At 60.9% G+C, this 13,150-nt stretch carries 10 protein-coding genes; 5 read left to right on the top strand and 5 right to left on the bottom strand.

The window, feature by feature from the left end; genetic code table 11:
* Positions 1–218 precede the first annotated feature (218 nt).
* From G9X67_RS12755 to G9X67_RS12740, 4 genes are all read left to right on the top strand, one after another.
* A complete protein-coding gene (locus tag G9X67_RS12755) occupies positions 219–1,691 on the top strand; it encodes an NAD(P)H-hydrate dehydratase (RefSeq protein ID WP_171598788.1) in 1,473 nt (490 codons plus the stop codon).
* A 346-nt stretch (positions 1,692–2,037) separates the two neighbouring features.
* Positions 2,038–3,129, top strand: coding sequence for a phosphate ABC transporter substrate-binding protein PstS (gene pstS, locus G9X67_RS12750; RefSeq protein WP_138329489.1), 1,092 nt, complete (start codon positions 2,038–2,040; stop codon positions 3,127–3,129).
* Between the two features lie 113 nt (positions 3,130–3,242).
* Positions 3,243–4,976 (top strand): Na/Pi symporter, encoded by a 1,734-nt coding sequence (locus G9X67_RS12745; RefSeq protein WP_029875192.1) that lies wholly within the window; start codon positions 3,243–3,245, stop codon positions 4,974–4,976.
* A 114-nt stretch (positions 4,977–5,090) separates the two neighbouring features.
* Entirely contained in the window at positions 5,091–6,110 is a 1,020-nt protein-coding gene (locus tag G9X67_RS12740; protein WP_171598787.1) for a DUF808 domain-containing protein, read from the top strand.
* Positions 6,111–6,131: 21 nt separating this feature from the next.
* Here G9X67_RS12740 and G9X67_RS12735 read toward each other — a convergent pair whose 3' ends face one another.
* The 4 genes from G9X67_RS12735 to uvrA all read right to left on the bottom strand — a co-directional run bounded on the left by G9X67_RS12735 (position 6,132) and on the right by uvrA (position 11,410).
* Positions 6,132–7,097 (bottom strand): magnesium and cobalt transport protein CorA, encoded by a 966-nt coding sequence (locus tag G9X67_RS12735; RefSeq protein WP_171598786.1) that lies wholly within the window; start codon positions 7,095–7,097, stop codon positions 6,132–6,134.
* Positions 7,098–7,199: 102 nt separating this feature from the next.
* Positions 7,200–8,006, bottom strand: coding sequence for a DUF72 domain-containing protein (locus tag G9X67_RS12730; protein ID WP_171598785.1), 807 nt, complete (start codon positions 8,004–8,006; stop codon positions 7,200–7,202).
* A 24-nt stretch (positions 8,007–8,030) separates the two neighbouring features.
* Positions 8,031–8,492 (bottom strand): GNAT family N-acetyltransferase, encoded by a 462-nt coding sequence (locus tag G9X67_RS12725; RefSeq protein WP_138329485.1) that lies wholly within the window; start codon positions 8,490–8,492, stop codon positions 8,031–8,033.
* A complete protein-coding gene (gene uvrA / locus G9X67_RS12720) occupies positions 8,489–11,410 on the bottom strand; it encodes an excinuclease ABC subunit UvrA (RefSeq protein WP_171598784.1) in 2,922 nt (973 codons plus the stop codon). Before uvrA ends, G9X67_RS12725 begins: the two co-directional genes overlap by 4 nt.
* Positions 11,411–11,692: 282 nt before the next feature.
* On the opposite strand from uvrA, the gene G9X67_RS12715 reads away from it, so the two are divergent.
* Positions 11,693–12,205 carry a single-stranded DNA-binding protein gene (locus G9X67_RS12715; RefSeq protein ID WP_138329483.1) on the top strand — a complete coding sequence of 171 codons (513 nt, stop codon included), beginning with the start codon at positions 11,693–11,695 and terminating at the stop codon, positions 12,203–12,205.
* Positions 12,206–12,334: 129 nt separating this feature from the next.
* On the opposite strand, the gene G9X67_RS12710 is transcribed toward G9X67_RS12715, so the two are convergent.
* On the bottom strand, positions 12,335–12,982 hold the full coding sequence (locus G9X67_RS12710; protein WP_029875185.1) for a MarC family protein: 648 nt from the start codon (positions 12,980–12,982) through the stop codon (positions 12,335–12,337).
* Positions 12,983–13,150 lie beyond the last annotated feature (168 nt).

Genomic DNA, 13,150 nt, shown 5'->3' with positions numbered 1-13,150 from the left:
CGCGTTTGCGGGGAATTATATGTGGTTTTGGTGGCGGAACAGCTGGAAAAACATTGTCTCCGATCAAAATCCCATCCGAAACCGAAAAACTCATGTATTTTCGCAAGTGCGAATACACATCTCGGGATGATTAAAATATAGGCAAATGCCTAAATTTCATCCTTCTCTTTGGTGTTTCCGGCGGTTGTTTTTTAGGCGTTTTTTGATTGAATAGGATGATGAACAAACATCTGTCCAACCTTCTTCTCACGCCTGCCGAAATGGCCGCCGTCGACGCGGCTGCGGCCGCATCCGGCATCGACTCCTTCGGTCTGATGGAGAGGGCAGGTGCCGCGGTCGCGGCCGCTGCGCTGCGCCTTCATCCCGGAGCGTTCCGCTTCGTCCTCGCCTGCGGACCCGGCAACAATGGCGGCGATGCCTATGTCGCAGCACGTCATCTGCAGCAGAGCGGGGCGAGGGTGGCGCTCTTCCACCTCGGCGATCCCGCGGCGCTGAAGGGTGATGCCGCCCGTGCCAGCATGGGCTGCGCGCTCAAGGGACAGGAACTTGATTTCTATCGGCCGGAACCCGGCGACGTCGTCATCGATGGCTTGTTCGGGGCGGGGCTTGGCCGCGCGGTGTCGGCCGATGTGCACGCGCTGATCGAGCGCGTCACCGAGGCCGGTATCCCCGTGCTTGCCATCGATCTGCCCTCCGGTCTTGATGGTCGCACCGGCAAGGTGCTGGGTGCCGCCTTCCGGGCCTGCAACACCATCACCTTCATGACCCGCAAGCCCGGCCATCTGCTGATGCCGGGCAGGGAGCTTTGCGGTGAATTGGAGGTCTTCGACATCGGTATCCCCGCCCGCATCGTCAGGGCTGAGGCAAGCGGCGTCATCGCCGAGAACACGCCGGATGCCTGGAAGGGTGCGCTGCCGGCCGAGCAACTGGAAACCCACAAATACAAGCGCGGTCATCTGGTCGTCTTCTCAGGTGAGGCCGACAAGACGGGTGCGGCGCGCATGTCGGCGATCTCGGGCCTTAAGGCCGGCGCCGGCCTAGTGACGATCGCCGCCCCCCGCGCGGCGATGGCCGCCAATGCCGCGCATCTGACCGCCGTCATGCTGCATGCCATCGACGACGAGGCCGACCTCGGCGACTGGCTATCCGACAAGCGGCTGCAGACCTTCGTCCTCGGCCCCGGTTTCGGCATTAGCGCCAAAGCGCGCAGCTTCGTCTCGGCCCTTGCCGATCGCCATCTGGTGCTCGATGCCGACGGCATCTCCTCGTTCAAGGACGATCCGCAACAGCTGTTTGATCTTTTCCGGGGGGAGCCGCGTCTGGTGCTGACACCGCACGAGGGCGAATTCGCGCGGCTCTTTCCCGATATCGGCGGCGACGATGGGCTCGGCAAGGTGGACAAGGCTGTGGCCGCCGCCCGCCGCGCCAATGCCGCGATTATCTACAAGGGCGCCGATACCGTCATCGCCGCGCCTGATGGGCGTGCGCTCATCAATACCAACGCTCCCGTCTGGCTTGCCACCGCCGGTTCCGGCGACGTGCTTGCCGGCATCATCGGCGGCTTGCTCGCCCAAGGCCTGCCAGCCTTCGAGGCCGCGGCTGCCGGCGTCTGGCTGCACGGAGAGGCCGGCCAACGCGCCGGCAAAGGGCTGACGGCGGAGGAACTCGCAGCCGAGGTATTGCCGCTTTAGCGCCGCCGCATCCTCTTTCACCTCGAACGCAGAAGCAATCCGCACCGTCGGTCTGGCCGTGGCGCGCGCTGCGTTGTTTTACCATTGTAAATGCTGCCGATGTGTCAGTTGAGTGACGGTTTTATTTGGAATTTTTAGAGCGACATCGATCAACCAAAGAATGTCCTGCGGCGAGAATCAGAAACCCGCAAAACTAAACTGTCATTAAAATGTTAATGAATGGAAATACTTAGTGGTGGCAGGAATTCCTGTCGGCTGGACCACGGGTTCGTACAGCGGGTCCTGAGCCGATCTGGTTTGAATTCTGATCGAAGTGCGCAGTCAACGGTTGCGAGGGGAAGCGCCGATGGAACGTTTTTTTCGGCAAGTCCACAGAGTGACGACCGCCGCCGCCGGCTTTGCCGGACTTGCGGCAGTTGTGGCATCACTCTTCATCGCTCCTGCAGCCAGGGCCGAGCCCATTCGCGGCGCCGGCTCCACTTTCGCGGCACCCATCATCGCGAAGTGGGCGGAAATCTACGAGAAGGCGCGGATGGATGACGGCGACTTCAGCTCACCCGACTGGACGGTAGACTACGAGCTCGTTGGTTCGCTCGCAGGTCTGATGCGCCTTGATCAGCCGGAGCTGGATTTCGCTGCGACCGATGTGCCTGTCTCCCACGACGAGCTTTTAAAGCATGGCCGCCAGCAGTTTCCGATCGTGCTCGGCAGCGTGGCGATTGCCGTCAACCTTGACGGTATCGACAAGGGCCGTATCAACCTGACTGGCCCGCTGCTTGCGAATATCTATCTTGGCAAGATCCAGTCATGGGCCGATCCTGCCATCAAGGCGATCAACCCGGAGATCAGCCTTCCCGATCAGAAAATCAGCCCGGTTACCCGCAAGGACGGATCAGGCACCACCTTCATGTTCACCGAATTCCTGTCCTCGGCAAGCCCGGAATGGAAGGCGACACATGGAGCGGATACGTTGATCGCCTGGCCGGTGGGGACCAGTGTCGAGGGAACCGGGGATCTCATTCGCGCGGTGCAGGCAACGAAGGGGGCGATCGCCTATGCCGATTTTGGCCAGGTCGAGCGTGCAAACCTGCCCTATGCCGCTGTTCAGAACAAATCCGGCCAGTTCGTAAAACCGGGACCGGATGGCGTGCGGGCTGCGGCCAGCACCGCCTCATGGGATGAAGCGAAAGATTTTTCGGTGTCGCTCACGGATCAACCGGGAGAGGCGGCCTATCCGATCAGCGGGGCGACATATGCTGTCGTTCCAATGACGGGACAGGCGCCCAATCGCTATCGCCGCGTGCATGATTTTTTCCGTCTGGCGTTCGAGACAGGCAGTAAGGAGGCCGAAGCGCTGGGTTATGTGCCTTTGCCGCCGCAGCTCGTCAGTCAGATCGTCAAATACTGGCTGAAGCAGGATGCATCCGCGAGCCAGTAATTCCTTCGCGCGCATACGCGGTCGGGACATCCCCGACCGTATGAAATCGGACATGTGAGACGCGGGGGCGTCGTTGAAAGCGCGCCATTTTGGCGCCAAGGGGGTAAGGCGTAATGAACATCGACATTTTCAAGGATATTCTTGTGCCTGTTATTGGCGGGCTGGGGATATTCATGCTCGGTCTGGAGTTCATGTCGAACGGCATCCAGGCACTCTCCGTCAACAAGATGCGCGCATTTCTCGCGAGAGCCGCAGGCACGCCGATCAAGGGCGTCATCGCGGGAACGCTCATCACCGGTGTCATCCAGTCATCGACGGCAATGACGGTCATGGTCGTCGGCCTCGTCAATGCCGGCGTTGTCGGATTGCGTCCGGCAATCAGCGTCATCATGGGTGCCAACATCGGGACGACGCTCGGAAACGGCCTGATCGCCTTGCCGCTTGGTCCTCTTGGCCTGATCTTTGCGGGCGTTTTTTCGCTGGTCTACTGCTTTGCCAAGAGCGAGCGAATCCGCAACGTCGCACTTGCCTGCATGGGCTTCGCGCTGATTTTCTACGGTCTCAATTTGATGACCGGCGGCCTTCGGCCGCTGCGCAACATACCGGAGGTCATGGACGTTCTGTCGACGCTGACCGCCGACTCCTATTACAACCTGATCAAATGCGTGCTGATTGCCGCCGGCGTCACCGCGATGATCCACTCCTCGTCGGCGACGATCGGTATCGTCATGGGGCTCGGCGCGGCCGGTGTCCTTGACTGGACGACGGCGGTTGCCTTCTCGCTGGGTGCGGATCTCGGAACCACGATCACCTCCTGGATTGCCTCGCTCAATCTGTCGAAGAACGCCAAACGCGCTGCCTATGCCCATATGTCCTTCAATATTATCGGCGTCTGCATCACTGTGCCCTTGTTCTTCGTCTCGATCGACGTTCTGGCATGGGCGATGCAGTGGTTCGGCGGCGATCCCGGCGTTCCGGTCGTGGTCGAGGGCAAGGAGACATTTCCGCTGGTTCCGGTCGCTGTCGGTCTCTATTCGACCTTCTTCAACGTCTTCAACACGGCGCTGCTGTTTCCCTTCGTCAGCGTCTTCGAACGTGTCTTGTCGCGCATCGGCCGTATCGACGCCGAGGATGTGGAAGATTATTCGACGCCGAAATTCCTCGACCGCAGGCTCACAAGCGACTTCGCGCGGGCCGTTCCGGCCGTCCAGCAGGAGACCGCGCGTCATCTGCAGGCCGGTGCGATGTTCCTGGATATTGCCCGATCCGCCAAGTCGGCTCCATCAGATCCGGGCGAACATTATCTTGCCACCGATATCCTCAGCCGTGATATTCGCGATTATACCGCATCGCTGATGAAAGAGGATCTGCCTTACGAGCAACTCGATCTGGTCGCCAGCCTGATCGAGGAAGCGGATTTCACCGCTGCATTGACGGAATCGATGCATCAGGTCGCGCGGCGGGTGAAGCGTGAAAAATTCAGCGAACCCGCTTTGGCGATCGTCAATCTGGCACTGAGCAAGCTCGATGCCTCTTTGCAGGATATCATGCCCGACTATGGCGTGGTTCGTCCGTCCATGCCGGCCGGCCATGTCAGCCTTCCCAATGTCACCGAACTGCGGGAACAGACACTGGCACTTGGCCCGAATGCCGGCGCGGCCGAACGCGGCACGATCCTGGCGCTTCTCGGCTCGGTAGAGCGCGCGGAGATCCTGATCCGCCGCATCGACGAGGAGCGCAAATCCGTGAACCGGCAGAGCGTTCTGTCGCGGGTTTCGCAGAAACGCGAACGGCAGGCACGTCCTCCGCTGGACGAGGGCGGCTTGAGCCCGATGCCGGCTGAATAACGGCCATTGTCGTCGCGATCCTTGCGTGGCATCTTCCCGCCGGAGGATGCCACGTTTCGTTGACGGGTTTTCCGTTTTTCACTGCGTAAGTCTGTCTTCCCGACGGAGGCTCGAATGAGTGTTGGCCTGATCGCCCTTCTTGATGATATCGCGGCATTGGCCAAGGTGGCTGCGGCGTCGCTCGACGATATTGCCGGCCAGGCTGCCAAGGCAGGCGCGAAAGCGGCCGGCGTCGTCATTGATGATGCGGCAGTCACACCCCGCTACGTCACCGGATTTTCGGCAGCGCGCGAATTGCCGATCATCGGCAAGATCGCGCTCGGCTCGCTGAAGAACAAGCTTCTGATCCTGCTTCCCGCGGCGCTGATCCTGAGCCTTGTCGCACCGCAGGCGATCACACCGCTGCTGATGATCGGCGGACTTTATCTCTGCTACGAGGGTGTGGAAAAAGTCTACGCACTGGTGTTGCCGCATGCAGCTCACGCCCATGAAACGGCACTCGAGACGACAAGCCTCGATGCCAAATCGGTAGAAGACCAAAAGGTCGCCGGTGCCATCAAGACGGATTTCATCCTGTCGGCCGAAATCATGGCGATTACGCTCGCCGCGGTGCCGTCTGGCAGCGTGTTCACGCAGGCCCTCATCCTAGCCGTTGTTGGACTGGGCATCACAGTCTTGGTCTATGGCGGCGTGGCGCTTATCGTGAAGGCTGATGATCTCGGTCTGATGCTGGCACGTGTGCGGACGGCATCTGCGATGGGCGGCTTCTTCCGTGCGATCGGAAAGGGGCTTGTCACAGGCATGCCTTATTTTCTGAAAGTGCTCGGCATCGTCGGAACGGCCGCCATGATCTGGGTCGGCGGCGGCATCATCGTTCATGGCCTCGAAGCCTATGGTATCGGCGGCCCTGCGCATCTGATCCATGATGCCGGCGAGGCGACGGCGCATGCCATTCCCGTTCTGCCATCCGTGCTGCGCTGGATCGTCGAGGCCGCAGGAGCGGGCATCGTCGGTATCGTCGCCGGCTTGATCGCAATTCCGGTCGCAGGCTACGCTGTCTCGCCGATATGGCGGTACCTCAAATCGCTTCTGCCGCGCCGCCGGAAAGAGGCGTTGGCGGACGGGAAGAAATGAAGCCCATCGACGAGCAAGGCGTCATATCCAGCGGGCGCGCTTGAAACGGATGAAAAGTGCGATGCACATGACAGTGATGACTGCCAAAACGACAAAATAGCCGTAGCTGGTTTTCAGCTCGGGCATATTGTCGAAATTCATGCCGTAAATGCCGGCGATCGCCGTCGGAACGGCGAGAATGGCAGCCCAGGCCGCCAACTGCCTTGTGATTGTGCCCTGTCTTTGCTGTTCAATCAGATTGCTCGCTTCGAAAACCGATGTGATCACGTCGCGCAAGCTTGCAACCATCGTCTCGACGCGGTGCATGTGCTGAAGCGCATCGCGGAAATAGGGCTTCGCTTCCTTGTCAAGCGACGGCAGGTCGAGATGGTAGAGCTTGCCGCAAAGGTCCAGCATCGCATCCAGCACCCTCTGAAACAGAATGACTTCCCGGCGCAACTTGAAAATGCGGGCGATCTGGTTGCGGTCGAGAAACGCGTCGAGCATCTTTCGTTCCATCTCGAGAACGGAATCCTCGATCGTGCGCACGATGGGAAGATAGCCGTCGATAATGAAATCAAGAATGGCATGCAGAATGTAGTCGGTGCCATGGCAGAGCGTCTGCGGCGATGTCTCCAGCCGGCCGCGCAGCTCTCCGTGCCCGCGCTCCGACCCATTGCGGACGGTGATGATATAGCGCTTGCCGACGAAAATTGCGGTTTCCCCGTAGGTGATATGGTCCCCCTCGAGCTGTGCCGTCTTTGCGATGACGAACAACTGGTCGTCATAAACGCTGAGCTTCGGCATCTGCAAAGAGCTGAGCGCATCGGCGATCGAGAGTTCGTGAAGGCCAAAACGGCCTTGCAGCAGCAGGAGCTCGTCCCGGCTAGGCTTGTGCAGCCCGATCCAGATGAATTCGTTGTCCGTCGCCGGAATGGAGGCCGCCTCGAAAGCTATGGCCTCGACCCGCCGTCCGTTGCGATAGAGATAGGATGCGGCAACGCTCATGCGGGCTCCCAGGTTACCACGATCATGATGCCCTCATGGAGTGCGTGACCGACGATGTGATACCCACAATGTTGCGATCCTTTTGTGACTATCCAGCCCGGCCTATTTCGCCAGCGCCTGCTGCAGGGCGATCGCCCCGTGCGGCGCATTGACCTTGCCCTCATGGATCATGAAGGCGAAGACGTCGCGCGGCTCGGTCTTTACCTTGCGATCTCCATCGATCAGCGGCAGGTCATCAGGAACCTTGCCCTCGGCCCATGTCTCCAGCCGGTTTGCCCAGGCCCTCAGGTCCTTTTCCGGGTAGCAGGTCGGAATATCGTCCGAGCCCTTCTGCAGCCGCGCATAGACGAAATCGGCCGTCACGTCGGCGATCATCGGATATTCGAAATGTTCAGCGCAGACCGGCGCTACGCCGTATTTCGAAAGCAGCGCCACGAACTCCGGCACCTTGAAGGAATCGTGCCGCACCTCGACCACGTGGCGGAGCGCCAACCCATCCTGTTTTGCCGGCAGCAGCTTCAGGAAGGCTTCGAAATCATCCGAATCGAACCTCTTCGTCGGTGCGAACTGCCACAGCAGCGGCCCGAGATGATCGCCGAGTTCGCTGATGCCTGATGACAGGAACCGTTCCATCGATTCACCGGCTTCGGCAAGCACCCGCCGATTGGTGACGAAACGTGTCGCCTTCAGCGAAAAGATGAAACCGTCGGGCACGTCAGCCGCCCATTTGGCGAAGACCGCAGGCTTCTGCGTGCTGTAATAGGTGCCGTTGACCTCGATGACCTTCAACTGGCGGCTGGCATAATTCAGCTCGTCCTTCTGTTTCAGGCTCTCGGGAAAGAAATGCCCGCGCCAGGGCTCGAAGGTCCAGCCGCCGATGCCGGTGCGGATAGTGCCGGATTTCGTCATGTCGTCCTCCCCATTCGCAGCCGCTCAGGCCGCATTGATCTCTTTCGTCATGTCGACGAGCGTCCATCCTGGCCGATAAGGGCTCGGTCGGCGACCCGTTTCCCGAAACCCGAAGGCGCTATAGAGCGCGATGTTCCGCTCCATCCGCGCATTGGTGTAGAGCCGAATCTCCTGCACGGCTCGTTCCCGCGCCTTGCCTTCCAGCCAACGCAGCATCGCCAGCCCATGCCCGGCACCCTGAAAGGCCGGCGAGACCGCGATGCTGAACAGCATGAGGTGATCGGAATGTTGCTCGACGACCACCAGGCCGGCCGTTTGCCCGCCGATCTCGCAGAGCCAGACCTCGCCGCGTTCGATCCGCGGCGCATAATCCTCCGTCACCGGCATCGGCGGAGCGCCGAAGAGCTCGCTATAGGGCCGGTAGGCGGCTGTTGTCAGCGTCGCGATCGTTTCCAGATCATCGGGCGACGCTGGCCTCATTGTCATTCCGCCGCAACCGCCTTCTTCACCGGCCGCCGTTCCAGCAATTCCTTCAGGAAGTGTCCGGTATAGGACCGCTTCTCCTTGACGATCGCTTCCGGCGTGCCGGTCGCGACGATCTCGCCGCCGCCATCGCCGCCTTCAGGACCGAAATCAAGCACCCAGTCGGCGGTCTTGATGACTTCGAGGTTGTGCTCGATCACCACCACCGAATTGCCCTGGTTGACCAGTTCGTGCAGCATTTCGAGCAGCTTGGCGACGTCGTGAAAATGCAGGCCGGTCGTGGGTTCATCGAGAATGTAGAGCGTGCGCCCCGTCGAGCGTTTCGACAGCTCCTTGGCAAGCTTGACGCGCTGCGCCTCGCCGCCCGAGAGCGTATTCGCCTGCTGGCCGACCTTGATATAGCCGAGACCGACATCCTTCAGCGCTTGCAGCTTGTCGCGCACGGCAGGCACCGCCGCGAAGAAATCGACGCCTTCCTCCACCGTCATGTCGAGCACGTCGGCGATCGACCTCTGTTTGAAGGTGACGTTGAGTGTCTCGCGATTGTAGCGCTTGCCGTGGCAGACGTCGCAGGTGACGTAGACATCGGGCAGGAAGTGCATCTCGATCTTGATGACGCCGTCGCCCTGGCAGGCCTCGCAGCGTCCGCCCTTGACGTTGAAGGAGAAACGGCCCGGCTGGTAGCCGCGTGCCTTTGCCTCCGGCAGGCCGGCGAACCAGTCGCGGATCGGCGTGAAGGCGCCGGTATAGGTCGCCGGGTTCGAGCGCGGCGTGCGGCCGATCGGCGATTGGTCGATGTCGATCACCTTGTCGATATGCTCGAAGCCGTCGATGCGGTCGTGATCGGCCGGGTTTTCACGCGCACCCATGACGCGGCGTGCTGCCGATTTATAGAGCGTCTCGATCAGGAAGGTGGATTTGCCGCCACCGGAAACGCCGGTCACCGCCGTGAACACGCCGAGCGGGATTGACGCCGTGACGTTCTTCAGATTGTTGCCGCGCGCGCCGACCACCTTGATCTCGCGACCTTTCTTCGGCTTGCGGCGTTCGTCGGGAACGGGAACGCCGAGTTCGCCGGAGAGATATTTGCCGGTCAGCGACTTCGGATTGTCCATGATATCCTGCGGCGTACCATGGGCGATCACCTGGCCGCCGTGAATGCCGGCGGCCGGGCCGATATCGACCACATCGTCGGCCGACAGGATCGCATCCTCGTCATGTTCGACGACGATGACGGTGTTGCCGATGTCGCGCAGGTGCTTCAGCGTGTCGAGCAGCCGGGCATTGTCGCGCTGATGCAGGCCGATCGACGGTTCGTCGAGCACATAAAGCACGCCCGTCAGCCCCGAACCGATCTGCGAGGCGAGCCGGATGCGCTGGCTCTCGCCGCCCGAAAGCGTGCCGGAATTGCGCGAAAGGCTGAGATATTCCAGGCCGACATCGTTGAGGAAACGCAGCCGGTCGCGGATTTCCTTGAGGATGCGCACGGCGATCTCGTTCTGCTTGGCATTGAAGCTTGCCGGCAGCGTCTCGAACCAGTCGCGGGCGACGCGGATCGACATACCGGTCACTTCGCCGATATGCAGCGTGTCGATCTTCACCGCTAAGGCCTCGGGCTTCAGGCGGAAGCCGTTGCAGGAAGGGCAGGGGGCAGCCGACATGAAGCGCTCGATGTCTTCGCGCGCCCAGGCGGAATCGGTCTCCTTCCACCGCCGCTCGAGATTGGTGATGATACCCTCGAAATTCTTCTGCGTCGTGTAGGAGCGGGCGCCGTCGGCGTAGTGGAATTCGATCTTGTCGTTGGTGCCGTTGAGGATGACGTCCTTGGCCTCGTCGGAGAGATCGTTCCAGCGGGTGCCGAGCTTGAAGCCGTAATGTTTGCCGAGCGCTTCCAGCGTCTGGTTGTAATAAGGCGAGGTCGACTTGGCCCAGGGCGCGATCGCCCCGTCGCGCAGCGTCCGCTCGGGCTCGGGCACGATCAGATCCGGATCGATCTTCTGCTGAGCGCCGAGGCCGTCGCAGGTCGGGCAGGCGCCGAACGGGTTGTTGAAGGAGAACAGCCTGGGTTCGATCTCCGGAATGGTGAAGCCGGAGACCGGGCAGGCGAACTTCTCCGAAAACAGCACACGTTCATGCGTCTCGTTCAGCGACTTGTTGGCCGAGCCGCCGGCCGACGTCTCTTCCGGCGGCAGCGGCTTGTCGGCGAATTCGGCGACCGCTAGCCCGTCGGCGAGCTTCAGGCAGGTCTCCAGACTGTCGGCCAGGCGCGCCGAGACATCCGAGCGCACGACGATGCGGTCGACCACCACGTCGATGTCGTGCTTGTATTTCTTGTCGAGCACCGGCGCCTCGGCAATCTCGTAGAACTGCCCGTCGACCTTGACGCGCTGGAAGCCCTTCTTCATCAGCTCCGCCAGTTCTTTCTTGTATTCGCCCTTGCGCCCGCGCACGAGCGGCGCAAGGATATAAAGACGGGTGCCCTCGCCGAAATCGAGGATGCGGTCGACCATCTGGCTGACGGTCTGGCTCTCAATCGGCAGGCCGGTGGCCGGCGAATAGGGAACGCCGACGCGGGCAAAGAGCAGGCGCATATAGTCGTATATCTCGGTAACGGTGCCGACCGTCGAGCGCGGATTGCGCGAGGTGGTCTTCTGCTCGATCGAGATCGCCGGCGACAGCCCGTCGATCTGGTCGACGTCGGGCTTCTGCATCATTTCGAGGAATTGCCGGGCATAGGCCGACAGGCTCTCGACATAGCGCCGCTGGCCCTCGGCATAGATCGTGTCGAAGGCGAGCGAGGATTTGCCGGAACCCGAAAGCCCGGTCATGACGATCAGCTTGTTACGCGGCAGATCGAGATCGATGCTCTTGAGATTATGCTCGCGCGCGCCGCGGATGGAGATCGTCTTCAGTTCGCTCATCGTCTCTGCTTTGGTTTTCTGGATGACAGCCCTTATTTAGTGATGCCGACGGGCGAGTCGAGGCTGAATGTCCACTACGGTCAAGGTTTTCGATTCTGTTGACAGGATCATACGGATAAACTAGAACAAATAAAGAACAAAATTCCTGATGAATGCATGCGGCTTTCTGATGGATAAACATGTGGATTAAATGCCGCCCATGCGCATCGGCGGTCCGTGATGGTTTAAGGTGCGCCGATCGATTAAACGCCGCCGGGCAGGGCGGCAGGCAGGGTGAGAAGTATGGCTGGTAGTGTGAATAAGGTAATTCTGATTGGAAACGTCGGTGCGGACCCCGAAATCCGTCGCACTCAGGATGGCCGGCCGATCGCCAATCTTCGTATCGCGACCTCGGAGACCTGGCGCGACCGCAATTCCGGCGAGCGCCGTGAGAAGACCGAATGGCACACCGTCGTCGTCTTCAACGAGGGCCTCTGCAAGGTCGTCGAACAATATGTGAAGAAGGGCGCCAAGCTCTATATCGAAGGCCAGCTGCAGACCCGCAAGTGGCAGGACCAGCAGGGCCAGGATCGCTACAGCACGGAAGTGGTGCTGCAGGGTTTCGGTTCGACGCTGACGATGCTCGACGGCCGTGGTGAAGGCGGCGGCGCGAGCGGCGGCCGTGGCAGTGCCGGTGGCGGCAACGATTATGGCGACGATTACGGCGCCCCGGCTCCCGCTTCATCGCCGAGCCGCGGCGGTGGCAGCGGCGGCGGCAACTTCTCGCGGGATCTCGACGACGACATCCCGTTCTGATCGGTAGCCTTTTCTGGCTTGGTGAGAGACGTGAGAGAGCATGATGCCTTGGATGGCGTCATGCTCTTTTTCTTTGATCTCGCAGCCGATCATTCAGATCGCATCGGCCTCAATCATCTGCCGCCGTTTTCAGTGCGGTGTCGCGCTGATGAGGTTGAACGCCGACTTCGCCCCGTCGACGACGAACTGTGCGGCGAGCGCTGCGAGGATGACGCCGAGGAGCCGCGTCAGGATGGCCCGGCCGGTGACGCCGAGGAAACGGTCCAGCCTTTCGGCGATGAGCAGCATGAGGAAGGTCAGCAGCAGATTGGCGGCAATGACGCCGATCAGCTGCGCTTTCCCGATCGAGGTGGCCAGCGTGCCGGCCAGCAGGATCGTCGCCGAGATCGCACCCGGGCCGGCAATCAGCGGCAAGGCGAGGGGGAAGACGGCGATATTCTCGATGTGATCCTTGGTGATCGCCGCCTCGGTCGCCTTCTCCTTGCGCTCCTGCCGTCTCTCGAACACCATCTCGAAGGCGATCCAGAACAGCAGCAGCCCGCCGGCGATGCGGAAGGCGCCGATCGAAATCCCGAGCACGCCGAGCACGCCGGCGCCAAACAGCGCGAAGACGGCGAGGATGATGAAAGCGATGACCGAGCCGCGTAGCGCCACCTGCTTGCGCTCGGTTCGGCTCATGCCTGTCGTCAACCCCAGAAAGATCGGCGCAAGCCCCGGTGGATCGATGGTGACGAGCAGCGTCGTGAAGGCGTTGATCAATTGGTCGGCGCTTGCCATCGGCTCTCCGGAACCCCATATGGGTGCGTGGTTTTTATGATTGTGAAGCGGGGATTTCGATTTGGCAAATATCCCGCGGCGGCTCGCGGCGGATTTGTCCGGTCCGGCCGCGCAACTTGCATGTTTTACCCTCTTTAAGCCGCAAAAGCCTGTTCAAAACGCGCTGTG

The organism is Rhizobium sp. WYCCWR 11152 (assembly GCF_013087615.1).
Lineage (GTDB): Bacteria > Pseudomonadota > Alphaproteobacteria > Rhizobiales > Rhizobiaceae > Rhizobium > Rhizobium indicum.
This window is presented reverse-complemented; position numbering and strand designations above follow the sequence as displayed.